The 24,853-nt window shown below is 60.6% G+C and carries 21 protein-coding genes; 7 read left to right on the forward strand and 14 right to left on the reverse strand.

Annotated features, from left to right (window positions below; genetic code table 11):
• Positions 1 to 13 precede the first annotated feature (13 nt).
• The 12 genes from HX881_RS03845 to HX881_RS03900 all read right to left on the reverse strand — a co-directional run bounded on the left by HX881_RS03845 (position 14) and on the right by HX881_RS03900 (position 14,111).
• Positions 14 to 1,369: an MFS transporter gene (locus tag HX881_RS03845; RefSeq protein WP_177082900.1), complete on the reverse strand. Its 1,356-nt coding sequence runs from the start codon at positions 1,367 to 1,369 to the stop codon at positions 14 to 16.
• An 87-nt stretch (positions 1,370 to 1,456) separates the two neighbouring features.
• Positions 1,457 to 2,608, reverse strand: coding sequence for an FAD-dependent monooxygenase (locus HX881_RS03850; RefSeq protein WP_177082902.1), 1,152 nt, complete (start codon positions 2,606 to 2,608; stop codon positions 1,457 to 1,459).
• Positions 2,605 to 3,090, reverse strand: a complete 486-nt coding sequence (locus HX881_RS03855; protein ID WP_177082904.1) for an acyl-CoA thioesterase — start codon at positions 3,088 to 3,090, stop codon at positions 2,605 to 2,607. The genes HX881_RS03850 and HX881_RS03855 overlap by 4 nt, the downstream gene beginning before the upstream one ends.
• Positions 3,087 to 4,754 (reverse strand): AMP-binding protein, encoded by a 1,668-nt coding sequence (locus tag HX881_RS03860; RefSeq protein WP_177082906.1) that lies wholly within the window; start codon positions 4,752 to 4,754, stop codon positions 3,087 to 3,089. The genes HX881_RS03855 and HX881_RS03860 overlap by 4 nt, the downstream gene beginning before the upstream one ends.
• A 145-nt stretch (positions 4,755 to 4,899) precedes the next feature.
• On the reverse strand, positions 4,900 to 5,790 hold the full coding sequence (locus HX881_RS03865) for a VOC family protein (RefSeq protein WP_177082908.1): 891 nt from the start codon (positions 5,788 to 5,790) through the stop codon (positions 4,900 to 4,902).
• A gap of 38 nt (positions 5,791 to 5,828) precedes the next feature.
• Complete coding sequence (locus HX881_RS03870; protein WP_177082910.1) at positions 5,829 to 7,088, reverse strand: alpha/beta fold hydrolase; 1,260 nt, start codon at positions 7,086 to 7,088, stop codon at positions 5,829 to 5,831.
• A gap of 171 nt (positions 7,089 to 7,259) precedes the next feature.
• The gene (locus tag HX881_RS03875; protein ID WP_177082912.1) at positions 7,260 to 7,721 is read right to left on the reverse strand and encodes a nuclear transport factor 2 family protein; all 462 of its coding nucleotides are present in this window, start codon (positions 7,719 to 7,721) and stop codon (positions 7,260 to 7,262) included.
• A gap of 82 nt (positions 7,722 to 7,803) precedes the next feature.
• Positions 7,804 to 8,529, reverse strand: coding sequence for an SDR family NAD(P)-dependent oxidoreductase (locus HX881_RS03880; protein WP_246356435.1), 726 nt, complete (start codon positions 8,527 to 8,529; stop codon positions 7,804 to 7,806).
• A gap of 47 nt (positions 8,530 to 8,576) precedes the next feature.
• On the reverse strand, positions 8,577 to 9,290 hold the full coding sequence (locus HX881_RS03885) for an SDR family NAD(P)-dependent oxidoreductase (protein ID WP_218171546.1): 714 nt from the start codon (positions 9,288 to 9,290) through the stop codon (positions 8,577 to 8,579).
• A gap of 71 nt (positions 9,291 to 9,361) precedes the next feature.
• Positions 9,362 to 11,077 (reverse strand): FAD-dependent oxidoreductase, encoded by a 1,716-nt coding sequence (locus tag HX881_RS03890; RefSeq protein WP_177082917.1) that lies wholly within the window; start codon positions 11,075 to 11,077, stop codon positions 9,362 to 9,364.
• Between the two features lie 89 nt (positions 11,078 to 11,166).
• Positions 11,167 to 12,636 carry a benzaldehyde dehydrogenase gene (locus tag HX881_RS03895; protein ID WP_177082919.1) on the reverse strand — a complete coding sequence of 490 codons (1,470 nt, stop codon included), beginning with the start codon at positions 12,634 to 12,636 and terminating at the stop codon, positions 11,167 to 11,169.
• 155 nt (positions 12,637 to 12,791) lie between these two features.
• Positions 12,792 to 14,111, reverse strand: coding sequence for an OprD family porin (locus HX881_RS03900; protein ID WP_177082921.1), 1,320 nt, complete (start codon positions 14,109 to 14,111; stop codon positions 12,792 to 12,794).
• Between the two features lie 410 nt (positions 14,112 to 14,521).
• Here HX881_RS03900 and HX881_RS03905 point away from each other — a divergent pair, with 410 nt between their 5' ends.
• From HX881_RS03905 to HX881_RS03915, 3 genes are read left to right on the forward strand one after another with little or no spacing between them, the layout of a single operon-like run.
• Complete coding sequence (locus HX881_RS03905; protein WP_177082923.1) at positions 14,522 to 15,421, forward strand: NAD-dependent epimerase/dehydratase family protein; 900 nt, start codon at positions 14,522 to 14,524, stop codon at positions 15,419 to 15,421.
• Entirely contained in the window at positions 15,418 to 16,254 is an 837-nt protein-coding gene (locus HX881_RS03910; RefSeq protein ID WP_177082925.1) for an SDR family NAD(P)-dependent oxidoreductase, read from the forward strand. The genes HX881_RS03905 and HX881_RS03910 overlap by 4 nt, the downstream gene beginning before the upstream one ends.
• 15 nt (positions 16,255 to 16,269) lie before the next feature.
• Positions 16,270 to 16,743, forward strand: coding sequence for a nuclear transport factor 2 family protein (locus HX881_RS03915; protein WP_177082934.1), 474 nt, complete (start codon positions 16,270 to 16,272; stop codon positions 16,741 to 16,743).
• Positions 16,744 to 16,786: 43 nt separating this feature from the next.
• On the opposite strand, the gene HX881_RS03920 is transcribed toward HX881_RS03915, so the two are convergent.
• Entirely contained in the window at positions 16,787 to 17,689 is a 903-nt protein-coding gene (locus HX881_RS03920; RefSeq protein WP_177082936.1) for a LysR family transcriptional regulator, read from the reverse strand.
• A gap of 154 nt (positions 17,690 to 17,843) precedes the next feature.
• On the opposite strand from HX881_RS03920, the gene HX881_RS03925 reads away from it, so the two are divergent.
• Genes HX881_RS03925 through HX881_RS03935 form a run of 3 tightly spaced genes read left to right on the forward strand, consistent with a single transcriptional unit; the run spans position 17,844 to position 21,986 of the window.
• A complete protein-coding gene (locus HX881_RS03925; protein WP_246356436.1) occupies positions 17,844 to 18,872 on the forward strand; it encodes an HlyD family secretion protein in 1,029 nt (342 codons plus the stop codon).
• Positions 18,873 to 18,916: 44 nt separating this feature from the next.
• Complete coding sequence (locus HX881_RS03930; protein WP_177082938.1) at positions 18,917 to 20,491, forward strand: MDR family MFS transporter; 1,575 nt, start codon at positions 18,917 to 18,919, stop codon at positions 20,489 to 20,491.
• Between the two features lie 34 nt (positions 20,492 to 20,525).
• On the forward strand, positions 20,526 to 21,986 hold the full coding sequence (locus HX881_RS03935; protein ID WP_177082940.1) for an efflux transporter outer membrane subunit: 1,461 nt from the start codon (positions 20,526 to 20,528) through the stop codon (positions 21,984 to 21,986).
• A 48-nt stretch (positions 21,987 to 22,034) separates the two neighbouring features.
• Here the strand turns inward: HX881_RS03935 and HX881_RS03940 are convergent, their stop codons facing one another.
• On the reverse strand, positions 22,035 to 23,684 hold the full coding sequence (locus tag HX881_RS03940) for a GMC family oxidoreductase (protein ID WP_177082942.1): 1,650 nt from the start codon (positions 23,682 to 23,684) through the stop codon (positions 22,035 to 22,037).
• A gap of 220 nt (positions 23,685 to 23,904) precedes the next feature.
• Between HX881_RS03940 and HX881_RS03945 the strand changes: the two genes are divergently transcribed.
• Positions 23,905 to 24,849, forward strand: a complete 945-nt coding sequence (locus tag HX881_RS03945) for a LysR family transcriptional regulator (RefSeq protein ID WP_177082944.1) — start codon at positions 23,905 to 23,907, stop codon at positions 24,847 to 24,849.
• Positions 24,850 to 24,853: the final 4 nt, after the last annotated feature.

Raw genomic sequence — 24,853 nt, forward strand, 5'->3', positions numbered from 1 at the left:
CCTTTCTTATTGTTTACACAGCGATGGGTTGCCTTGCGGCAGGTACGATCGGCCCCGGCAAACCGCCTCGGGACCAGAACACCAGGCTGGCCAGCATCGCCAGCGTGGCTGGAACGGCGGCTGCCAGCAGCAGCGCCTGCGGGCTCCAGCCCAAACGCATCAGCTCGCCACCAATCAACGGACCGAGAATCGATCCCAGTCGGCCGATGCCCAATGCCCAGCCGGCCCCCGTGGAACGAAGGGTCGTGGGATAAAACACAGTGGCCAGGGCGTTGAGTGCGCTTTGCCCGCCTAGAATGCAAAACCCGGCGATGGCGATCACCACGCACGCACTGACCATTGACGTTGCCACTTGGCCCAGCGCGGCAATCGACACCGCGGCCACGGCGAACATGCATAGCAATACCGGGCCAAAGCCGCGACGATCGACAAACCACCCCAGGACCAGATTGCCGACGATGCCGCCCATCCACAGCAAGGTGCCGGCCAATACCGCCGAAGAGGTGTCATGACCGGCGCCGTGCATGATCACCGGCAGCCAACTGGCGAGAAAATAGGCACCCAAGAGGTTCATGAACAGGATGATCCACAGCATCGCCGTGCCCAACCCACGTGAGTCACGCACCAGATCCAGCATCGACGATCGCTGGCCTGCTGGGGCATCGCGCATCTGCAGGCGAGTAGCCTGGTCCAGTCGCAGCGTGCCATCGATACGCAGCAACCAGGCCTTGACGCGGTCCAACTGGCGCTGGCGCAGGACCATGAATTGAATCGATTCCGGCATCAGCACCAGCATCACCCCCGCCAGCAGCAACGGGGCCAACGCGCCGACCAGAAACACCGAGTGCCAACCCAGAGGCTCGATCATGACCGCCGCCAGGGTGCCGCCCAACGCGCCTCCGACGACAAAACCACAAGAGGTCAGCATCATCAGCGTGACGCGATTACGCGCCGGACTGAACTCTCCGGCCATGGCCATGGCATTGGGCACAATGGCGCCCATGCAGAAACCGGCGAGAAAACGCAGCACCAACAACTCGCGGACACTCTCGGCCGTCGCGGTGGCGGCCATGCCAACACTCAAGCCGACCAGGGCAACGAGTAAAACCAGCTTGCGTCCAAAACGGTCGGCCAGCACACCGGCCAGCGGCGCGCCCAGGGCCATGCCGATCAGCCCTGCACCGAACACCGGCCCCAGGTCTGACTTGTTGATACCCCATTGCTGGATAATGGCCGGTGCGACGTAGCCCATGGCCTGGACGTCGAATCCGTCAATGATCATGCAGAACCCGCACAACACCAGCACCAGCACTTGCAAACGGCTCAGTCGACTGTTGTCGATAACCTCGCCCACGTCGATCGTGTTCATGAGTGGCTCCATCAAGCATTGTTTATTGTTGTTATTGGTTGATACGCGCCGCCCCTTTGACAGCGGGCGACGCTACAGCCCCCGGGCTCAGCCCGCCGCGACCTGCGGTGCCGCCATGCGCTTTTCCACAGCGGCGATAAAGTGCGGGTCGCGCTGGCGCAGATCGTCATGGGAGACTTGGCCGGTACGTCCCATGTAGTCGTAGGCGAAACTGACAGGGTCCAGGTGCAACTTGTTCGCGACGTTTTCGTACCAGTCCAGACTGCGCGACGCCGCACTCTGGAAGCTGGTGGAAGCGCCCCGCCGTGCGGACTCGAACAGGTCGAATGCCGCGCGCACGTCGGCAGGGTGCTCCACCAGTGCCCGATGCAAGGCAATAGCGTCCTGCATGGCCATGCGCGTTCCCGACCCGAGGGAGAAATGCACCGTGCGCAAGGCATCACCCAGCAGCACGACATTGCCATGGGTCCAACGTTCGTTGCGCACGACACTCGCCTCGAACCACAACGAGCGATTACTCAGCAATTCGTTGGCCCCTAGATCAGCGGCAAAAATCTCGCCACAAATACGGCGACTTTGCTCCTCGTCGGCATGATCCAACCCGGCTCGCCGCCAGGTCTGCGGATCGACCTCGACCAGGAACGTGCTTAATTGCGGGCTGTACTGATAGCTGTGGGCGATGAACACGCCATGCTCGCTCTCGCGAAAAATCAGTGACACGGGGTGAAAGCGTTGCCGTGTGCCGTACCAGGCAAACTTGTTGCGTCGGCCTTCGAAACTCGGCCGAAAGTGTTCGGCGTAGTGGCCGCGGACCCGGCTATTGGTGCCATCGGCTGCTACCAGGATATCGACCTGGCTGGCCAGTTGGTCAAAGTCGTTGATGCGCTGGCCATAATGGACCTTCACCCCGGCACGTTCGCAGGCGCCTTGCAGGGTGCGCAGCATATCGATACGGGAAGTACGGGAAAAATGATTGCCGTGAACCTGCACATGAGTATCGCGATGGACGATTTCGAGAAAATCGCATGCCACATGGTGGGCAATGAACTCCCGATGAAACTCCGGATCTGCTTCGGCGAAGGCAGCCAGGCCGACATCAGAAAACACCACCCCCCAGCCATAGGTGGCATCGCGAGGATTCTGCTCATAAACGTTGATGTCATGACGCGGGTTGTGTTTTTTTGCCAGCAAGGCGAAATAAAGGCCGGCAGGTCCACCGCCAACGATTGCGATTTTCATGAGGACACCTCACCCGCCGGGGCCTTGTGCACCCGGGCATAACTACTCTGATAACTCAGCAGGGCTTCACGGAACACGTCCGGAATAACGATGCCCTTGCGCTCGTCACGGGCGACGCACACGGGTGTGTGGGTGGCCACGAAGACAATGTCGCCGACCTGGGTCCGCGCGGTCAGCGTCAACACATAGCTGCGACTGCGGACTTCACTGACCTGCACCTCGATATCGAACTCATCATCGGGGCGCAGCGAACCGCGAAAATCGAACGCCAGCGCCCGGGTCGGCGTGCCAAAGCCATGGAACTGCTTGGCATGCTGGGGCGACATGCCCAGCAACTCCTCGTAGAACAGTTCGGCGGTAGAAATCACGTACTCCCCGAACACTGGCGTGTAGACCACACCAGCCGGATCGCAATCGCCCCACTTCACCCGGCGCCGGACAATGAACGGCATCCGACTGATCACCGCTTCAGTGGTTTTCATGATGCACGGGCCTCTTCCTGGATCATGCGCTCGGCCAGAATTCGTTTGAGCGCGGGTTTGTCGAGCTTGCCAACCTTGGTCACCGGAAAGACATCGATCAACTCAATGCGCTCCGGTGACTTGTACTTGGCCAACCCCTGCCCGACCAGAAAGTCACTGAGCCCCTTGAGATCGGGCAGCACCGCGTCGGTACGCGGGATGATGAAAATGCAGCCTTTTTCGCCGTAGATCGGATCGGGCATGGCCACCAGTTTGGCGTCAGCAATCGCCGGATGCCGACAGACAAAGCCTTCCACCTCTTCACAGCCGATCTTCTCACCACCGCGATTGACGTTGTCGCGCAAACGGCCTTCAAAGGTGTAATACGTCACCCCGTCGACCACATGGGCTGTCATCATGTCGCCCGAGCGATAGAAACCATCCGAGGTAAACGCGCCCTGATTGGCGACGGGGTCATTGAAATAGCCATTGAGAGTCGATGGCCCGCGAAAGCACAGTTCCCCCATTTGCCCGGCGCCGACCGGTTGTTCACTGTCAGGATCGAGCAGGCGCAGCTCGTCGTGGGCACAGCCCGAGGCGCCCTGGGTCTGATGTCGCACATACAGCGGCGCATCCGGGGCCGAACCGAACAGCAGGCCTTCGGTCAGGCCGTAGAGGTTTGAACAAGGGACATTCAGATGAGCTTCGAGAATCTCCGAGCGGCTCATGGTGGCAAACATCTTCAGTGAACTCAGGTCGTGTTTGCCGACGTCCTGATAGGCCAGCAATTGCGGGGCAACCGGACCGATGGACAAAGCATGGGTCACCTGGTGCCGTTCGATCAGCTCAAGCATCAGTGCGATATCGACCCGAGACATCAGGACTGTGGTCATGCCGAACAACAGCGGTGGCAGCAAGGCATAAAGCTGCCCGGCGTTATGCAACAGCGGCAGTGACCAGATCACCTTGCTGCGTTCGTCGACCTGATACAGCCCGGCCAGGTCACGTGAATGCCCCAGGTATTCGGCGTGGAACCGTGGAATGATCTTGGGCGTACCGGTGGTGCCGCCAGACAGTTGGAAACTCAAAACATCCTGGCTACCCAGCTTGATTCGCGCCAGGCGATGGCGAGCAAGATCCAGCGGCATGTTGGCAATCAGCGACTCGACATTGGCCAAGCCGGTCAATTCGCCACGCACGACAATCAGATGCTCAAGGGTACTGCTCTGGGCCAACATGCCGCGGGCGAATGCCACCAGATCGTCGCGGCCGAAATCGGCCTGGACAAAATAGCCCCGGGCCGAGGCCTTGACGGCCAATTGACCGATTTCGACTTCCCGATGCTGCGGCAACGAGCAGACCGGCACGATACCTGCCTTGAAGCAGGCCATGAGCACGATCACGGTTTGCAGTGAGGTACCGAGCTGGAAAATCGCCCGGTCACCGGTGTTCAGCCCCATCTCCAGCAAGGCTGCACCCAGTCGCTCGCTGGCGGCATCCAGTTCGGCAAACGTCAGGTTGATATCGTCACAGACGAACGCGATGCGATCAGGGTGACGCGCGGCTGTGTCACGCAAGACCTGACCGACGGTACTGTCGACCCAGGCGCCATTGGCGAAATACTGGTCGGCGCGTTGCGCCACCGGATAAACGACCCCGGCGATGGGGCTGTGTATACCTTTCATTGACTTCTTGCCTCCTGCCCGGGAAAACCTTCCCGTAGCGGTTACTTATTCTTATGCAAGTGCACGGTGTTCAGGGCATGTGTTCAGGGCATGGCTGGGACGGTTGCTTTCATGTCAGGCAGACAACTCGATGTCCCAAAAACCCTCAGTTCGCCAGGGCCGGTACGATCCGCACGTGCTCCCGATCCAATAGTTCAATAGTGCCGTGAACGCCACCGGTGAACAGGCCGTACCAGATAGCCGGTTTGATCCCCAGTACGCTGCGACGGAACTCGATCGGCGCGTCGGCGTCGATGCGGTCGTAACCGGCCATCGCTACGATCCGACAATCGGTGCGCTGCGCGGCATCCCGGACAATCGAGGAGAACTCTTCGAGCTGCGGGATATATAAACGGATCGGCGCGCTGGCGCCGGCGTTGCGGGCATCAATCAACTGCGCCTTGCGCGTCCAGACCTCGTCGATATCGGTCACCCGCCGACCTTCTTCCCGTGCCTTGCTCTCGGCGTCCAGCGCAGCCTGCAGGGTCAACGCACCGTCGCTGGCATCCAACTCGCCCAGGGCCCGTAACTTGCGGGTGAACTCAATGAAGTAACCATTGGGATCGCGTACATAGATCGATTCGATGACTTCATGCCGGGTTTCCACCGAGACGCTCAATCCGTGGCTTTCCAGTCGCTGTTTCCAAGCCTGCAACTCACCTTCGCTCCGGACTTCCCAGGCGGTGTGGGTGGCATCGAAGACATGATCGTCCGGTACTGGGCGCATATCGCTACGACCTTCCAGGGCGTCCGGCTGATCCGAGCCCAGGTAATAGAAGAAAGCGATGGTGCTGCCCTTTCCACTGTCGAAGAAAAAGTGCAGGAAGTCGGGATGGGTATCGGGCCCCCAACCCCTTGCAGAAATCACATGAATCAGCGGCAAGCCGAGCTTGTCACGGTAAAACTCGATGGTTTCGCGCAACTTCCAGGTAGGTCGCGCGGTGTGGTCGACACCGTGCAACTGCAACGTGACGGGTGTGGGTTCCAATACAGTCATGGACGCCTCCAGCGTGGTTCGAATGGGATAGGAAGGGGTTAGCGCGCAAAGGTCTGTAGCAGCCAGGTCGACAGTCGCTGGCCGGCTTCCTGGCGGCCCAACGGACCGTCAGGTTCAATCGAGCGGCCGTGATGATCGCCACTGACGCGATAGTGTTGTTTGTCGCTGGAGCCCAGCGCGTCGAAGATCTTCTGCACATCGCCGGGGAAACACGCCTGATCACCGGTGTACTCGATCACCAGTATCGGCTGCGTCAGCGCGTAGGCCGTGCGCGCCAGCGAGGCATTGGACGACAGGGCCGACCAGGTGGAGAGCCAGCTTTCCGGTGTGCACTGGCGGGCAAAACCGACCGCTCCGTAGTTGGACACATAAGGATCGCTGCCCCACAGGGAGCCGAAACGGCGCTCGGAGCGATCCAGGCTCAGGTCGAAGCAACGCAGGTCCGCGTCGGTGCGCCAGACGTTAATGATCGGCGTGTGCCCTGCCACCCGGCGGTCCGCGGCGCTGGCGTCACGGCCCAGTTCCTTGACCCGTTTGCGGGCGGCCTGGCGCCGCTGGATCAACTCGCGGGCCCGCTGATCGAGTCGCGCCACCCGCTCACGTTGGGCCGCGCGATAGCGTAGGACAAAATCAGCCGAATAACGGGTATCGCCCGGGCCGTTGAAGCCGTTGGCCGGGCTCAGCGGGTCCAGGTCGGGGTCGATCGACAACGGGTCATTCTCGTCGCTCACCGATGGGTCGATGCAGTTCAGCAATAACGCCCCTTGCCCGGGATGCGGTCCAACGAACACCAGGCCCGCCGGAACCGGCATGTTCAATTCGGTCAGCAAGGTCGGACGACCACCCGGGGTCCTGGCTATCCGCTCATGCCCCGGCAACGAAGCCTGCTCTGCATAGAACGCATACAAACCGGCACCGCCAGAATTACCCAGCAGGATGATGCGTTTGAAACCGAGGGATTGCAGATGATTGAGGCCCGCGGCCACATCGTGCAGGGCGAGTTCGTGCTCCAGACGCAGGTCATTGCCAACCGAACGAGGCGCTTGAGACCAAGCGGCGAAGCCAGCCTCGACAATATCCGGAATCAGGTAGTGACAAGCCATGAACTCACGTGGGTGCATGACACAGACGACCGTGTCGGTAGCCACGGCGGGTTGGTACAGGGAGCCAGAAGTCGCCGCCTTGTCGGCCGTGCGCAACACCACATTGGTGGTCGTGGTGCCGGCCGGTACGTTGCGTGGATTCCAGTCGGTATTGAGGAATCCGGCAGTGGCCTGGGAAGAAGCGTGGTGGTTCATGGTGTTCTCCAAACATCCGGGCAGCGGTGTATGTGAATCTAAAATCGCTTAATTCGACACATATGTCAAATATAAAACTAATACGTCAATTAAAAAGCAAATGTTCATCACGCCTCGATCCGTCAGGACGTAGCGACCGGACGGACCGGGCATCAACCACAGACGAGGACGTCAGGCATCAGTCCCCTGCTTCGACTTCCAGCCGGTCAGCGGTGTCTGGTAATGCAGCTCGAAGCGGCGTACCACGATGCCCCAACGGCCATTGCGGCGCTCAAAGGTGTCGGTGTAGAGCCCACCAATCTGCGTCGGGCCATCCGTGTTATCGATAACGAAACAGTCCAGCGCGGCCCGCGAGGTGGCCTTGTCGCCGTCGATATCGATGATGACGTCAGCCATCCAGTGGTGCATGTGGCGGATCTGGCTCCAGAAGCCATCGGCGGCCTTGACGATGGCGTCAAGTCCTTCGTAGTTGCCGAACGAGCCCATCAGCAGCTTGGAATCGTTAAACCATAATGACCTGACCAACTCCGGATCCCGGCTGTCGAAGCCCTGGGCATAGGTATTGATCAGGCGCTCGATAGCAACGCGGCTTTCCAGGGCGTCCAGGCGAGCGAGCAGTGCTTGATCGGTCATGATGTTTTCCTCACTTTATTATTGAACATCAGGTTTATTAATCGACTAAATCGTCAATTTGTGGGTGCAAAAACTCGACGGCTCACTGCGCGGTATAGCCACCGTCGATGTACAACTCCGTACCGGTAATGAACGCGGCCTCATCGCTGGCGAGAAACAACATGCCCGCCGCGATGTCCTCCGGTCGCCCCATATGCCCCATGGGTGTTTGGGCGATCACCCAGGCGTTTTTCTCCTCGGCCTGCTGGTCGACGATGGGCGTACGGATCAGTCCCGGATGCACGGAATTGACCCGGATGCCGCGCTTGGCATAAGTCAACGCCGCGTTTTTGCTCAAGTTTCGGACCGCGCCCTTGCTGGCGTGGTAACTGGCGACCCCCTCAACCGCCACGGTGCCCCATATCGAAGAGGTGTTGATGATCGCGCCCTTGCCCTTTCTCAACATACCGGGGATGACCGCCCGCATGCCAAGCATCACGGCGGTCTGATTGACAGCAATGACTTCGTCCCATTTATCCAGGTCGACTTCGTGCAACGGCGTGTGATCGATAATCCCGGCATTGTTGATCAATATGTCGATACTGCCGTGAGCCCCCTCGAGTTCAGCAACCAAAGTGCCCCAGAACTGCGGATCGGAGACACTGCCCTGGCGGAACGTTTGACCCGGGCGCAACTCGTAACCGGGCTCGGCCCTGTCAACCACCACCACAAGTTTCGCCCCCTCAGCGGTGAAACGATCGCAGACGGCGCGCCCAATGCCGCCGGTCCCTCCCGTGACAATGACTACTCTTCCTTCAAGTTTCATCATGAATACCCTCTTGTACTGATGACCTGTAAATTCAAGCCGGACCAGGACTACAAACGCACCAGGCCCCCATCAGCCATGATGGTCTGGCCCGTCACCCAGGCGCTGTCCTCGCTGGATAGGAACATCACCGTGCCGACGATATCTTCAGCAGTGCCCGGGCGTTTGATGGCCTGGGTTGCGGCGAGCGCCTGAATCACCTGAGGGTCGATTCCTGACTTGCCGCCAGGGGTCAGCGACGCAGTAGGCCCCACGGCATTGACCGTGATGCCATGTTCGGCAACATCGGTGGCCAGGCCACGGGTAAAGCCGATTACCCCGGCTTTGCTCGACATGTAATGAGCCAGCCCGGGCGCTGCCAGCCCTAGCGAATTGCTGGTGACATTGACGATGCGGCCCCAGCGGTTGCGGGTCATCGCCGGCAACACCGCCTTGACCATCAGGAACTGTGAGTCGAGGTTGACACGGTGTACCCGTTGCCACAGGGCGAAATCGACCTCGGCAAAGGGCTTGTTCGGATAGATACCGGCGTTGTTGACCAGGATGTCGCAGCGACCGAACGCGCTGTCGATCAACTGCTGCAGCGTCGCGGTGGATTCGGGGCTTGATACGTCGGCTTCCAACCCCACGAAGCGAGCGCCCAAGGCAGTCACCTCTCGGGCGGTTTCATCGCAATCGGACAGATCGACGCCGATGACATCAACGCCACGCCTGGCGAAACCGACACTGATCGCCCGACCAAATCCCTGGGCAGCGCCGGTCACAACGGCCACTCTACGGATATCACTCATGATACGTCTCCAATGAAGGCCGACCTTCGGCCGGCCGATAATGATCAGGCTGAAAGGCCGGGGGACTTCTGGGTAAGCGCTGCCCGGATAGGCTGCTGGGCCGCGTTGATTCCCGCGACATAGCCCAAGGTGATGATCGGTCCCAGCGTGGCGCCCCCGGCCCAGTAGCTGCCACCGGACATCGCGCCCGCGCAGTTGCCCACGGCATACAGGCCGTCGATGGGTGCACCGGAACGGTTCAGGACCTGTGCGGTGATGTCAGTACGCGGACCGCCTTTGGTATCGAGGGTCGCGGGCGCCAGTAAGGTCGCGTAGTAAGGTCCCTCTGCGGAGATGGGCCAGAGGGTTTCGTTCTTGTTGTTGCCTGGTCTCGCCCCCATGTTGAAATACAGCTCAATGGGCGTCTCACCTCGATGAAAGTCCTCATCGCGACCGTTCTCGGCAAAGCCGTTGAAACGCTTGATGGTGTCATGCAGGTTGTCGAGAAAGCTGTCGTCCAGGTTGAAGCCGCCGGTATGGGCGGCAAAGCGCTCCAGGCGTTGGCGAATCTTGAGCTCCAGCTCCGCCAACGTGGCGCCTTCAAGAATATGCGAGGTGTCGCCGCCGTCGGGGCCCGTACCGCCGGAACTCTTCGCTCGACCAATGGGATTGCCGTATTTGTCGCCGGCGTGAAACTGCCGAGTGGCTTCGTCCCACAACATCACCAGAACCAGATTCGGGTACTCGGCTTTCTGCGACTCCCAAGCCCAGAACGTCGGCACGATATCTTGGTAGGGTGCCTTCTCGTTCACTACACGTCGGCCGAATCGATTGACGAAAATCATGCTGTCGCCGGGAATGCTGAACGAGCAGGTGGCATCCGGCCGATTGGCGATGGCGCGGTCCAGGACCATAGGCGCCAGCCAGGAACCGTTCATGTTGACCAGTTCAGCGCCCAAGGCCTGGGCGATAGGAATAAAGTCACCGGTATTGGACTTGGCCGCACAACCACCGAACACCGGTCCGGGCAGCGACTGAGTACGCAACTCGACGTTATGGGTGAACCCGCCGCTGGCAAAGATCACTGCCCGGCGGGCTCGAATAGCGACGCTGCCGGCATCGGTATGAGCAATCACGCCCACCACCTGCTGCTGGTCGTTGACCACCACCTGGCTCACCTGGTGCCCGGTGCGCAGGTCAATACCCTGCCCCGAAGCCGCCCGGGCGAAGACCTTGATCATGTCCGTGCCGTCACCGACCTCATCGACACCACCGTCAAACAGATGCGGATAGATGATCCGCCCATAGGGGGCCTTGTTCTCCGGCATCTGCGCATAGTAGTCCGGCTGGATATCCCAGCGTACCGGCTCAAGGGCGCCCCACTCGGTCAATTGTTCGATAGCCACGCCAGCGTAGTCATAGAACGCCTCGGTCAGGCGGTATTCCCATTCGGTCAGGCCCAGGCAGGGCTTGGCAGGGTCATAGGAGGCAGGGCGAGTCAACCGAGCCATGTACTTCAGGGCATCGGCCTTGGGATCTTCACGACCATCACCGCGCATGAAGTGGTTATTCGGCACCCAGTAGGCGGCAGCCGCCTTTTTGGTCGTGCCGCCAATTTGCGCAGCTTTCTCCAGCTGGATCACCGAAGCACCGTGCTTGCTGGCGGTAATCGCCGCAGAGAAGGCACCGGCACCGGAACCGACAACCACAATGTCGGCTTCGTCATCGAAGCGAATATCGGATTCGTGCATCAATTCAGTGGCAAATCCTGAAAGGGACATGGCTCTTCCTCGTTATTCTTGTTCTCAGGAAGGCTGGCCTGTCGAGCCAGCCTGACAGCGTGCTCTCGTGTCTTGTTCAGATACGTGACTCAATACGGGTAAGGGGGCACCTCCATTCGGGTGGTTACCCATTGCCACTCGGTGAATTGATCGGCATTGGTCAGTGTGCTGTGGTTGAACCCGTTGCCGGACACACCGACACCGCCGATGGGGCCGTAGACCTCATGCAGCACGGTCTGATCGTTGATATGAATGATCCCTGAGTGCAGGCGATCAGCGATGCGCTGAGCCCGCGCCAGATCGGGGGTAACAATGGCTGCACTGAGGCCGTAGTCGGTCTGGTTCGCCAGCGCGATGGCCTGCTCGTCGTCACTGAACGAGGTGATGGCGGCCACTGGCCCGAAGATCTCTTCGTCAAACAGCGACATGCCGGGTACCACGCCGCTGATCACGGTCGGTTGATAGAACAATCCATCGCGCGAACCACCGGCCACCAGCTTGGCGCCTTTGGCCAGCGAGGCGGCAACAATGCGGTCGACACCCGCAGCCTGGCGCTCATTGACGATCGGGCCCAGGTGCACTTCGCCTGCTGCCGGGTTGCCCACCAACAGTTTCTTCGCACGAGTAGCCAGCGATTCGACGTACCGGTCGACAATCCGCTCATGCACCAGGTGACGACCGGTGGTCAGGCAGATCTGCCCCTGGTGGAAGAACGAGCCCCAGGCGCCAGCACTGGTGGCGGCCTCGATATCGGCATCGTCGAGGACGATGTAGGGATTGTTACCGCCCAGCTCCAGCGAAACCCGCTTGAGCATTTCGCCAGCGATCCCGCCGATCTGGCGGCCGACCTTGGTCGAACCGGTGAAGCTGATCATGTTCACCAAGGGCTCGCGAACCAGTGCATCGCCGGTTTCTGCCCCGCCTGGCAAGACATGGAACAGCCCCTTGGGCAGTCCGGCCTCCTCCAGTAACCGGGCGAAGAACACTCCGCCACAAATCGGCGACTGCGGGTCCGGCTTGAGAATGACGGCATTGCCCATGGTCAATGCCGGAGCCACGGCGCGCGAGGCCAGCAAAAAGGGTGAGTTCCAAGGCGTGATGATTCCGACCACACCGATGGGAATGCGCCGGGCTACGCTCTGCCGGCCGACCTCCGCCGAGGCCGCCAGTACACCACCCGGCTGACTGGCCAGCGCTGCGGCTTCCAGTACCTCACGAGCGGTCATGTGCACTTCCCATTGCCCTTTGGGTCGGATGGAGCCGGTTTCACGCACGATCATCTCGGCAATTTCATCACCATGCTCAAGGACCAGTTGCGAGAAACGCCGGATCACATCGCCGCGCTGTGGGGCTGGCAAGGCGGCCCAGCCTACTTGGGCGGCTTTGGCGCTAGCGGCGGCAGCCGCGACATCGCTGGCAGAGGCAAAGCCGATTCGACCCAATTCGGCACCGGTGGCCTTCTCATAGACCGCTTCGACACCCAGGCCAGGTTCGACCCAACCTGCGCTATAGATCTTGCCACCCCACAAGGCAGAGGGTGCAAGCTGTTGGTGACTCATGGTTCAACTCCTTTCGCTGTTATTGATCGCGGGGTAAAAATGCCCCGTTGAAGTCGTTGTGAAATGATCTTGCTCCCCTGAAAAATCACTGTCAATCACATAAGTCTAATATTTGACGATATAGTCAATTCGCAAACCCAAGAAAATGCCGCGGCTCAGAACGAGATCGGGTAGTCGATGATCACCCGCACTTCATCCAGGTTGGGCAGGTCCGCGCGTTGTACCGCGACATCCGAACGCAGCGTGGCTTGTCGAACCCGAAACGACAGATCTTTCACCGGCCCGCTCTGCACCACATACCGCACCTCCAGGTCTCGCTCCCAACGACTGCCGTCGTTGATGGTCTTGAAACGCGAGTAAGCACCCGTGCCATAACCGCTACCGTCGATGCCATCGCTGGTGAGATAGCGTCCCATCAGGGTCAGGCCAGGAACGCCAAACGCCACCATGTCCAGGTCATAGCGCAGTTGCCAGGAATGCTCATGGGGCAGGTTGAAATCGGCGTTTTGCGACTTGTTGGCGAGAAAGCCCACCGCATCACCCGGCATGCTGCCAAACCCGAGGTAGTCATAGGGCTGATCACCGTTGACCACCTGTCGCGCCAACGTCAATTTGTGCGGGCCACGCTTGTAAGCCAAGCTGGCCGACCACGTGGTGTTATCGATTTTCCCTGCCAGGGATTGGCCGCTGTCCCGGGTATGAAAACCGGCCAGGGACAGGCTGACGGCCTGCAGATTATCGATGGCCCAGAGATAGTCGGCGCTGGCGAAGTACTGCTTCCAGATATCCTGGTAGTTAGCGGCGAAGGCTCCCAGCTTGAGGGAATCAGTGGCCTTGTAGAAGCCTCCGAAGTAATCCACGCGCGTGGCGTCGATCCGGGCATAGAACGCACTCAGAGGCCCCTCATGACTGGTGGCGTTGACACCGTTTCCCGAAGTGAAATGCCCGGCGTCAATGCTCAGACGCGGTATATCGCCGCTGAGCAGTTGAAAGCCCTCGGCGCTGGAAGGAAACAAACGGGCATTGGCCATGGCGAACACTGGATTGAGCGGCATCAAGTTACCGTATTTCAGTTCTGTCGCGGACCAGCGAACTTTCACCGCCCCACCGCCTTCGGCCCATTGATCTTTCGGATCGCCCTGCTTGTCGATCGGCAGCAGCATCAGGGGCGAGCGTCCGGGGCTACCGTCGAGCTTGATGCCGAGCATGCCGTAGGCATCGAGACCGAAGCCCACGGCCCCTTGGGTGTAACCGGACTTGTAATCCAGGATAAATCCCTGGGCCCACTCCTGGCGCAGGCTGGTGGGACCGTAGTCGCTACGAAAATCACGGTTGAAGTAGAAGTTGCGGCTGAGCAGCTTTGCCTTGCTGTCTTCCAGAAAGCCGGCGGCATCGCTTTGGTCCAGAGCAAACGAGGCGTGTGAGAAACCAATGAGCACCGCGGCCCAGGTCATCTTTGAAGAGATAACGGTCATGTTCGGCGCATCCTGTATTTTTTGGATTTGTTCAGGATTTATGTTCGGAGTACGGCCGGGCCATCAGGGTTGCAATGCCTCGGCACGCCACTCCCCTTGTTTGTAGGGTCAAGCATGTAACGACACCCATTACCGTTGGGCGCCCGGCAGGCCTTCCCTTCTTGCCGAAATCCATCTTGATCTCGAGTGACCGACCAGTCAATCACATACGTCTAATATTAGACGTATTAGTGAATTTTCTCGCATGCGGCGGACGCGCTGAACGCTCTGCATCACATTGATGACATCAGTGTCATTTATCAGACGACGCTTCCCCCCCTTAATCCGCCCTACCGATCACCGATAGATTGGTCCACATCGAGGCGCCCTGGGGCGCCGTCGGATTCAGTCATCAACCCAATGAGGTACACATGAGCATTTTCCTGACAGGCGCCAACGGTTATGTGGGCGGAACCGTCGCCCTGCGATTGATCCGGGCCGGCTACGCCATCCGTGGCTTGGTTCGCGACGAAGAAAAAGCCCGCCAGGTAAAGGCGCTGGGCATTGAACCGGTGGTCGGCAGCCTCGACGACACCGACCTGTTGCTGCGTGAAGCCAGCGCCAGCGACGGCGTCATTCATACCGCCGACAGTGACCACCCGGGTGCCATCGAGGCGTTCATCAAGGCGCTTGCCGGTACCGGCAAACCCCTGCTGCACACCAGTGGGTCCAGCGTGATCGGTGATGACGCACAAGGCCTTGAGGTCAATCCCTCGGTGTTTGATGAAGACACACCCTTTGTGGTGGCTTGCTCCAAGCAGCCACGTCGCGACATTGAGCTGCAGGTACAGGCAGCCGCCGAACAGAATATCCGCTCGGTGGTGATCTGCCCGAGCACCATTTACGGCACCGGTACCGGCGTGCACAAGGAAAGCGTACAGATTCCCTGGCTCGTGCAGCAGGCCCGGGAAAGTCGCGTGGTTCGCATCGTCGGCACAGGGGTGAATCGCTGGTCCAACGTGCATGTCCTGGATGTCGCCGAGCTTTATCTGCTGGCCCTGGAAAAGGCCCCCGCTGGCGCCTTCTACTTCCTGGAAAACGGCGAAGCCGCCTACCTCGATATCGGCCAGTCGATCGCCCGCCGCCTGAAGCTCGGCCCGGTGCAGTTCTGGACCGTTGACGAAGCCTCGCAGCGTTGGGGCGCCTTGCACGCGCACTACACCTTCGGCAGCAACAGCCGGGTCCGCGCCAAACGCGCCCGCCAGGAGCTGGGCTGGGCACCTGAATTCAACTCGGTACAGGATTGGATCGAGCAGGAAATGCCGCTATGAGCAGGGTCTGGCTGATTACCGGCTGCGCCGGTGGCATCGGTGCCGGTATCGCCCTGGCCGCGCTGGCGGCGGGTGACCAGGTTGTCGCTACCGACCTCGACCTCGGGCGACTGAACGCAACTTACGGCGGCTACGGTGACCAGGTGCTTTGTACGCCATTGGACATCCGCGACCAGGCCCAGGCCCATGCCGCTGTCGCAGCCGGCCTTGAGCGCTTCGGGCGTCTCGACGTGCTGGTCAACAACGCCGGCTATGGCCAATTCGGACCGTTCGAGGAGATTGAATCCAAGGCCATAGAACGCCAGTTCGCCACCAACGTCCTGGGGACATTCAATGTCACCCGTGCTGTGCTACCGGTGCTGCGAAAGCAGCGTGGCGGGCACGTGATCAACATGTCGTCCAACGGCGGTTTCAAGGGCGTCGCGGGAGCCTCGATGTATTCGGCCAGTAAGTTCGCCCTGGAAGGCTTCTCCGAGTCTCTGGCGCAAGAAATCGCCGGCTTTGGTATCAAGCTGACCCTCGTCGAACCTGGCGCGTTTCGCACCGACTTTCTCGACAGCCGTTCGTTGAAACTGGGCAGCGGCGAAATTGCCGACTACGACGAATACCGGGCCAGGGCCCAAGCGGTCTTCGCCGCCCGCAACCACCAGCAGGTGGGCGACCCGGCGCGCCTGGGTAGCGCTGTGGTGCAACTGGTCAATGAACAACATCCGCCCCTGCGTTTTATCGCCGGTGCCGACGCCCTGAAGGTCGTCGAAGACAAGCTGGCCGCCGTCGCCGAGGAAAGCGCTCGCTGGCGAGCACTCACCCTCAGCACTGATTTTCAACACTGATCAAGAGGCAACATCATGAGCAAGCAAGCGCTGGAAGCCCGTCTGGACGCGATAGAAAGCGAGCTGGCGATTCACCGCCTGGTCGCCGAATACGGGCACGCGTTCGACAGTCGCGATGAAACCCTGCTGCGCAGCATCTGGCACGAAGGCGCGATCCTGGACCTGGGCGATGCCTTCGGCTATTTCGAAGGTATCGAAGCCATCATCGCGTCCGCGCACCAGAACTGGTCGCATATGCCACACATGCATCACTGGATGGCCAACACTTTGCTTGAGCTGGAAGGTGATCGTGCCACCGCCAAGGTCGCCGTGGACTGTCTGGTGATTCACGTGGAGATGGGCCCGACGCAGATCAGCGGGTTGTACCACGACCACTTTGAGCGACGAAGCGGGCGCTGGGCTTTTGTCGAGCGTCGATTTGAACTGCACTACCTGACGCCATTGGAGAAATGGAAGCCGGTAGCCGGTAGCGAAGCGACTGGCCTCTGACCACCGACAAGGCCGGGCGCGGGTGACCAGCGTCCGGTCTGACTCAACTCGACAGCGCGCGACGCGCCATTGCCTCCACCAGAAAATCGATGAATACCCGGGCCCGCCCCGGCAGATGGCGTCTGGCGGCATAGCAGATGTACAGGTCGATGCCATCACTGGCGAACTCCGGCAGGCACTCCACCAGCCGACCGGCAGCCAGGTCTTCGGTAATGTCATAAAGCATCTTCACCGCAATACCGTAGCCGCTCAACGCCCATTGATGAGTGACCTCACTGCTGTTGGTGAGCATGCGGCCGCGCACTTGAAGCTCATAGGCTTTGCCATCTTCGACAAAACGCCAGCGATCGAACACCCGCCGTCCACGTACCAACAGCAGGCAATCATGTTTGAGCAGGTCCTCGGGCACCCGTGGCGCCCCCTTGCGTTGAAGGTAGTCGGGCGAGGCAACGATCACTCGACGATTCACCAGCAAGCTACGCCTGACCACCGATTGTGAATCTGGCTCGCCAACGCCAATCACGATGTCGATCTCTTCTTCAACGAGATTGACCTCGGCATCCGTCAACACCAACTCAACACTGACATGGGGATAGCGTTGCGTGAATTGCGCCACCCACGGACCGATGTCCGTTCGACCGATATGGACGGGAGTACAGACCCGCAACCGCCCGCTCGGCTGGCTGCCGACGCTGATTTCAGCCTCGACTTCATCCACCTGCTCCAGGATCGACAGTGCCCGTTCATGCAGCAGCGCCCCCTCTTCGGTCAGGCGAAAACGCCGGGCGTGACGATCGATCAAGCGCACCCCGAGGCGATTTTCCAGGGCCGTGAGACGACGGCTGACAGCCGCTGGCGAGCTGTTCAGGGTAATCGCAGCCTTGGTGACTCCCGCCGAGGAGACCAACTGAACGAGCAGCCGCAGATCGTTGATTTCATCCGCCATGAACATGCTTCCGAAAATCGGAAGCATAGCCATCGCCAGGCCCGGCGCCAAGACCGCAGCACCCGTGATGTCATGTACTTCGCCTATTCTTGCTGGAGCATCTGTGTTGGAACACTCCCTATCTTCCCCCTCCCCTACATCATCGAGACGCTACTTGCGGTGGCTGCTCATTGTCCTTGTCGCTGCTGTCTGTCTTGCCTTCGTCGCCTATGCAGCGATCCGCTACTGGACCAGCGGGCGCTTCATCGAAGGCACTGACGACGCCTATGTGAAAGCCGATTTCTCGGTCATTGCGCCCAGGGTTTGCGGTTACGTAGCCTCGGTCGATGTCGAGGACAATCAGGTGGTCCGGGCCGGTCAGGTAGTGGCCCGGCTCGATGACCATGACTTCCAGGCGGCGCTCGCCGCAGCCATTGCCGCACGAGATGCGGCAGCCGCTGCCCTCACCAGCCTGGACGCGGGGATCCGGGAACAATCAGCCCGCATCGACGAGGCCAACGCCCGGGTTGCCGCCATGGCCGCACAACTGGATATCGCCTCGCTCAACCGTAATCGCTCACGCACCCTCAATGGCATCGGCTACACCTCGCAGCAGAGCGCCCAGGAGGACGACGCGAAACAACAGATCGCCGTAGCCCAACTGGCGCAGCAACGTGCATCAGCCCGCGCCAGCCAACGCCGGGTCGAGACACTGACGGCCGATAAAATCGTCGCACAGGCACGATTGCAGCAGGCCGCAGCCGCGCTGCAACAAGCCGAACTGAACGAGACCTACACCCGAATCATCGCGCCCTTCGACGGAACGGTGGGCTCACGGACTGTTCGTCCCGGCCAATGGGTGCAACCGGGCAGTGCCTTGATGGCTGTCGTGCCGCTGCAAGCGGTCTATGTCATCGCCAACTTCAAGGAGACACAGTTGGAGAATCTGCGCGAAGGCGATGGAGCACGAATTCACGTGGACAGCTTTGGCCGCGAAGACCTCAGCGGGCATGTACAGAGCCTCTCCCCGGCCAGCGGGCTGGAGTTCAGCCTGCTGCCCTCGGACAACGCCACTGGCAACTTCACCAAGATCGTTCAGCGTATTCCGGTGCGGATCACCCTTGATGTGCCCAGCCAATTGCAAGGCAGGTTGCGTCCGGGCATGTCGGTGCAGGTCGACGTCACGACAGGCCACCAGGGGTAAGCCGACCATGCCTCATCCACATCTAAAGTACCTGGGAGCATGCCATGACTGTCGCCAGCCGTGACTCGGCCTCACAGGAAGCCTCCAGCCCGCCCGCCGGTGCCTCGCTGAAAACCTGGATCGCTGTCTGCGGCGCAGCCCTGGGCGCGTTTCTCGCCATCCTCAATATCCAGATCGTCGGCTCTTCATTGGCCGACATCCAAGGTGCCATCGGCGCCGGAGCCGACGAAGGCGGTTGGATCACCACGTCCTACCTGGTCGCGGAAATCATTGTCATTCCCATGAGTGGGTGGCTGACACGTATTTTGTCGATGCGTACCTACCTGATCGGCAGCGCCGTGGCGTTCATCGTCTTTACCGTTGCCTGCGCCTTCACCCATACCCTGGGGCAGATGATCGTGATGCGTGCGATCCAGGGGTTCGCCGGAGGGGCGCTGATCCCCCTGGCCTTCTCCATCATCATGACCAGCCTGCCCCGCCATCAATTGGCAATCGGCATGGCGGTGTACTCACTGGCCGCAGTGCTCGCCCCCTCCATCGGACCGGTGGCCGGCGGCTATTTCAACGATCGGTTCGGCTGGCAATCGATCTTCTATATCAGCGTACTGCCAGGCTTGCTCACCGTGGCGATTCTCTGGACCACGATTGCCGCGACGGAGCGCGAATGGCATTTACTCGCCAAAGGAGACTGGTGGGGCATCCTCACCATGGCAGTCGGCCTGGGCTGCCTGCAAACCGTGTTGGAAGAAGGCAATCGCAAGGACTGGCTGGGCTCGTCCTATATCTTCAATCTGTCGGTCATCGCCACAGTGTCGCTGATCATCTTCACCGTGATCCAGTTCTGGCGCAAGGAGCCGTTGTTGCATCTGCGCATTCTTGGCCAGCGCAACTTCGGCCTGGGTACGGTGCTCAACTTTGTGTTTGGCTTCACCATGTACGGCTGGATCTTCACCTTGCCGATGTACCTGGCGAGGTTGCACGGATACAACTCGCGGCAGATCGGCGCAGTGATGATCTGGCTAGGGCTGCCGCAGCTGTTGTTGATTGCGTTTCTGCCTCGACTGATGCGCCTGATCGATCCGCGCATGCTCGCCGCACTGGGTTTTCTCCTGTACGGCGTCGGTACCGTGTTCGCCACGCCGCTCTCACCGGACTTCTCCGGAGAACAATTCATGTTCTCCAACATTATCCGCGCGCTGGCCCAGGTGCTGGTGATGACGCCTCTGGCGGCGCTGGCCACCGGTAATGTCGAACGTCGGTTCGTCGGTTCGGCTGCGGCGATTTTCAACATGATGCGCAACCTCGGGGGCGCCATCGGCATCGCTTTGCTGCAAACCTTTATCACCCACCGCGAACAATACCACTCCGAAGTCATGACCACGCAGGTCACGCTGTTTTCCCCGGCCACCAGCGCCCGGCTGCACACCCTGACCGAACACTTCATGAGTATCGCCAGTGCCGATCCGCTCCGAGCCCAGCATCAAGCCTACATGACCCTGGGCGAACAGATCAGGACACAGGCCTCGCTGCTGGCCTACGCGGACACCATCTGGCTGCAAGGCACCTGCCTGTTCGCTGCATTCGTGGTGGTGCTGTTTTTCAAACGTCAGCATGACTGACGCTGCCTCAATGACTTCGATGGGATTATCCACCATGAGTTTGAAGACCGATAGAAAACTGTCCGTGTGCGTGAGGCTGCCCCTGGTCGGCGCAATGCTGCTGGGCGGCTGCGCCGCGGGCCCGGACTTTCAGCCGCCCCAGACGCCTGCGACAGCGACGTACCTGGCAACACAACCGCGGCGCATTGGCACGCAGACGCTGCACGACACCCGCGCGGTGGGCTGGGGTTGGTGGCGCCCCTTCGGCAGCGTCGAGCTCAACGACAGCGTCGAGCACGCCTTGCAAGGCAACCTGGATATCCAGGCCGCTCGTGCTCACCTGGAACGTGCGGCCTATATCACGCAAAGCGTGGCGGGGCGCGCAAAACCGCAGGTGGATACCAACGCCGGCATCGGCAGAACCCGCATCGGGGCTGCCGAGCTGGGTCCGGACTACCGCCAGACACCGACCTTCAGCGCTTACTCGGCGGGGCTGGCAGCCACCTTTGATCTCGACTTCTTTGGTGCGATCAAACGCACCGTCGAGCAGCATCAGGCACAGGAAATCCTGGCCAGCAACGAATTGGATGCGGTGATGCTCAATGTCAGCGCGCAGGTCGTCTATCAATCGATTCGAGCGGCTTCAGCCACCTCCAGGCTCCGCATTATCAACACGTTGCTGGAGATCGAGCGCGACCGACTGACACTGATGCAACAGGCGATGCTCAGCGGCGTGGCCACCCAGGACGAGCTTGATCGCCAGTCGCGCCTGATCGCCGACACCGCAGGGCAAGTGCCTCTACTCCAGCAAGAGCGAGCACAGGCACAAAACGCACTGGCCGTGTTGTCCGGAGCACTACCGGCCCCAGAACACTCCAACGAATTGGCCCTGGAGGATTTGGTATTACCGGCTGATTTACCACTGACCCTTCCCTCGGCACTGGCCAGCCAGCGCCCGGACATCCTTGCCGCCCAGGCTCACTTACATGCCGCCAGCGCCAGCGTGGGCATCGCCACCGCGAATCGTTATCCGCACATCGAGTTGCGCGCAGCATTGAGTGAACAGGGTGTTTTTTCCGGGCCGGCAGGTCTCGCCTGGAATGCCATTGGCGGGCTAACGGCGCCGCTGTTCGATGGCGGCAGTTTGCACGCGGCCCAATACGCCGCCAAGGCTGACTATGCAGCCGCCCAGGCGGACTACCAGCAGGTGGTGATCAAGGCCTTCGGACAGGTGGCCGACAGCCTTCAGGCGCTGACCCACGATGTTGCGCTCAGTGAGGCGAGCGACACCGCGCTGACCTCGGCCGCAACCTCCCTGGCACGTACGGAAAAAGCCTATTCGGCGGGCGGTGCCAGCCAACTGCAACGCCTGGACGCGCAGCGGGAGTGGCAGTCACGGTGTTACCAGAACGTCGGAGTGCGAGCACAACAGTTAGCCGACAGCGCCGTCTTGATCGTCAGTACCGCCGGTTCGATCACCCAGGCGCCCCTCCCCAAGACACATCAGCCCCGTTGATCGGCTGATCGCCAGGGCTGGAGCGCCCTGGCGGGTTTCATGAGCCCGTCAGCCCATCATCGATGCGATGTGCTCGGCGGCCGCAATGGTGGTCACGTTGGTGGCCGCCGACATGGCGTCCGGGAAAATCGATGCATCCACGACCCGCAGTCCGGTGATGCCATGCACACGCCCCTGCAGGTCCACAACCGCCGCTGGATCGCTGGCCAGCCCCATAGGTGCGGTACCGGCCGGGTGCTCGTAGCTGTCCAGCGTGGCCTTGATGGCAGCGAGTATCTCCTCATCACTGCGGGCGTCCTCGCCCGGCATCAGTTCGCTGGCGATCATCTCGCTCAGCGGAGGCCGCTGGGCAATCCGACGCGACAGCTTGACCCCCTCAAGCAAGCGCTGGCGATCATGCTCCTGGGCCAGGAAGTTAAGATCGATACGCGGCGCGGCTGACGGGTCTAGGCTGTCCAGCCAAAATTTGCCACGTGACAAGGGCCGTGTCAGGGCGACGGCCAGCACAAACCCCGCCCCGGTAGGACTCTTGTCCTGAGGAAAAAGGTGCGTCGCGGTGATATGCAGGTCCAACTCTCCCCGAGCAGCCGTCGAGCTGTGCGTCCAGAGAAACGCACCAATCGCCGGCGATTGCGCACCGAGCTTTTCCGGACGAGCGGCATAGGCGTTGTAGTAGAACGGATGGTCAACCAGGTTCTGTCCCACGGGCAGGTCCACCAACACCGGCAAGCCCAGACGCCGGGAATGGTCCGCAGGCGCGATACCGGAGCGCATGAGCACGGCAGCGCTGCCATAGACGCCAGCAGACAGAACGACTTCATGACCGCGATAAGACGCTCCGTTGGCCAACTTGATGCCGTTTGCACGTTTGTTGTCGAACAACACCTTATCCACCAGGCCATCCGAGATGATGGTCAGGTTGGGTCGGGTGCGCACGGCGCTGGTCAGGTAAGCCATCCCGGTATTGATACGCTCGCCGTTGACGACGTTCATGGCATAAGGGCCGACCCCGTTGGCCTCCTCCCCATCAAAGTCAGCAATTGCCTTGAATCCTGATGCGACTGTTGAATCGATAAAAGCACGTTGCATCGGGGTGACATCGGCACGGGCCAACTGATGGACCGGCAACGGCCCCTTCGCGCCATGCCGGCCTGTCGCACCGCCACTGTGGGCCTCAAGCTTGATAAAGGCGGGAAGCATGTCCTCGTAGCTCCAGCCCGGGAGGTTCCAGCGGGCGAAATCTTCAGGTCGGGACCTGACGGCCACGGCGCCATTGATCGCGGAGCTTCCGCCCACAACCTTGCCGCGGATGGCCAGGATCGGATGGCCGACATAGCCCGGCTCGGTCTTGTAGCCCCACTCGAAGCGCGGATCCAGGTTCGCGCCCACTGTGTCCGACTTCACCAGTTCCTTGGGATAGCGATCGGGCGCATAGTTGTTGCCCGCTTCAAGCAACAACACCCGGCGCCTGGGGTTCTCACTTAAACGCGCAGCCAGGACCGCGCCTGCCGATCCCGCCCCGACGATGATCACATCGAACGGCGCCTCCCCCTGTCCCTTGCCGGCGGGCTTGTTGTCCGCATAGGCATCACAACCAATACCCAGGCCCGCACCGACCAGGGTTGCGGCGGACAGCGCCAGCGTCTGGCCAAGGACTTTTCTTCGACCAGGATTGATCAAATCGCTTGAGTCACTCATGAAACCACCTCGTTAAGTCAGCTTTTCCGGGAATAATCAAGGCGGAATCTAGGCGCGACCGGCTATCGGAAACAGGCAGTAAAAATCGATCCGGCGTTCGGCTTTTAAGAACCATCCCGGGGCAGACCGAACAGAAGGTCATGGCATAGACTGATACGTTTAAGGCCCTGCTCCCATCGGGGCCCGCGTTGTCAGGCCATCCGAATAAAGGGCTCAGGATTTGAACAAGCTGGTCGAAATGAGCACGTTCGTGGCGGTGGTCGATGCCGGCAGCCTGGCAACCGCCGCACGCGCGCTGGGCACAAGCAAATCCGTGGTGAGTACTCGACTCGCCGCACTGGAGTCGCGCTTGAAGGTCGCGTTGTTCAGCCGCGACCGGCAGTTGCACGTCAACGAGGCGGGCCTGCGCTTCTACGAGCACTGCGTCAGCATCCTGGATGATGTCGCCAGTGCCGAAGACAGCCTGCAATCCTCCTGCGCCGGTTTCAGTGGCCATCTGCGAATTGCCACACCCATGGTGTTGGGGCTTCGCTATCTGTCCCCGATCCTGACCGAATTCGCCGTGACCCATCCCGACCTGCACCTGGATATTCGGGCCAGTGACGACTTCGTCAATCCGTTGGACGAAAGCTTCGACCTGATCATTCGTGCAGGGCGAATCCCGGATGGCGCAGTCGTCGCCAAACCGTTGCTGCCCAACCGCCATGTCATCTGCGCCAGCCCACAGTACCTGGCCAAACGTGGAGTGCCCCTGCATCCCAGCGACCTGAGCGATCACGACGGACTGTTCTACAGCCTGGGACAAAACGACCGTTTCTGGAATTTGCCCGTGAGCGATGAACTGCAGCGATTCGCTATTCACTCCAGATTGCGAAGTGACAGCGGCTTCCAGTTGCTTGATGCCGCAAAGGCCGGATTGGGAATCACCATCATGCCAACCTTTATCGTGGCCGATGCCATCGTGGCCGGTGAGCTCGTGATCGTCCTGGAGGATTACGCGCCAAAGGACAGCATGATCTCGGTCATTTTCAAACCATCGAAACGTGGCTCGAAAAAAATCAATGCACTCGTCGAGTTGCTCAAGGTGCGCCTCGGCAATCCGGCGACCTGGGATCTGGCGATCGAATCGGTATGTGATGCACAGCAGGTCCTGTCGGCGACATGAGCAG

It is taken from the genome of Pseudomonas gingeri (genome assembly GCF_013386115.1).
In the GTDB taxonomy this organism is placed as follows: domain Bacteria; phylum Pseudomonadota; class Gammaproteobacteria; order Pseudomonadales; family Pseudomonadaceae; genus Aquipseudomonas; species Aquipseudomonas gingeri.

Bases quoted from the DNA above. Each gene is read 5' to 3' on its own strand.
- HX881_RS03930 (WP_177082938.1), top strand. From the start codon at position 18,917: ATGACTGTCGCCAGCCGTGACTCGGCCTCACAGGAAGCCTCCAGCCCG.
- HX881_RS03920 (WP_177082936.1), bottom strand. From the start codon at position 17,689: ATGGCGGATGAAATCAACGATCTGCGGCTGCTCGTTCAGTTGGTCTCC.
- HX881_RS03910 (WP_177082925.1), top strand. From the start codon at position 15,418: ATGAGCAGGGTCTGGCTGATTACCGGCTGCGCCGGTGGCATCGGTGCC.
- HX881_RS03895 (WP_177082919.1), bottom strand. From the start codon at position 12,636: ATGAGTCACCAACAGCTTGCACCCTCTGCCTTGTGGGGTGGCAAGATC.
- HX881_RS03900 (WP_177082921.1), bottom strand. From the start codon at position 14,111: ATGACCGTTATCTCTTCAAAGATGACCTGGGCCGCGGTGCTCATTGGT.
- HX881_RS03875 (WP_177082912.1), bottom strand. From the start codon at position 7,721: ATGACCGATCAAGCACTGCTCGCTCGCCTGGACGCCCTGGAAAGCCGC.
- HX881_RS03850 (WP_177082902.1), bottom strand. From the start codon at position 2,608: ATGAAAATCGCAATCGTTGGCGGTGGACCTGCCGGCCTTTATTTCGCC.
- HX881_RS03860 (WP_177082906.1), bottom strand. From the start codon at position 4,754: ATGAAAGGTATACACAGCCCCATCGCCGGGGTCGTTTATCCGGTGGCG.
- HX881_RS03935 (WP_177082940.1), top strand. From the start codon at position 20,526: ATGAGTTTGAAGACCGATAGAAAACTGTCCGTGTGCGTGAGGCTGCCC.
- HX881_RS03905 (WP_177082923.1), top strand. From the start codon at position 14,522: ATGAGCATTTTCCTGACAGGCGCCAACGGTTATGTGGGCGGAACCGTC.
- HX881_RS03865 (WP_177082908.1), bottom strand. From the start codon at position 5,790: ATGACTGTATTGGAACCCACACCCGTCACGTTGCAGTTGCACGGTGTC.
- HX881_RS03880 (WP_246356435.1), bottom strand. From the start codon at position 8,529: ATGATGAAACTTGAAGGAAGAGTAGTCATTGTCACGGGAGGGACCGGC.
- HX881_RS03890 (WP_177082917.1), bottom strand. From the start codon at position 11,077: ATGTCCCTTTCAGGATTTGCCACTGAATTGATGCACGAATCCGATATT.
- HX881_RS03855 (WP_177082904.1), bottom strand. From the start codon at position 3,090: ATGAAAACCACTGAAGCGGTGATCAGTCGGATGCCGTTCATTGTCCGG.
- HX881_RS03870 (WP_177082910.1), bottom strand. From the start codon at position 7,088: ATGAACCACCACGCTTCTTCCCAGGCCACTGCCGGATTCCTCAATACC.
- HX881_RS03845 (WP_177082900.1), bottom strand. From the start codon at position 1,369: ATGAACACGATCGACGTGGGCGAGGTTATCGACAACAGTCGACTGAGC.
- HX881_RS03915 (WP_177082934.1), top strand. From the start codon at position 16,270: ATGAGCAAGCAAGCGCTGGAAGCCCGTCTGGACGCGATAGAAAGCGAG.
- HX881_RS03940 (WP_177082942.1), bottom strand. From the start codon at position 23,684: ATGAGTGACTCAAGCGATTTGATCAATCCTGGTCGAAGAAAAGTCCTT.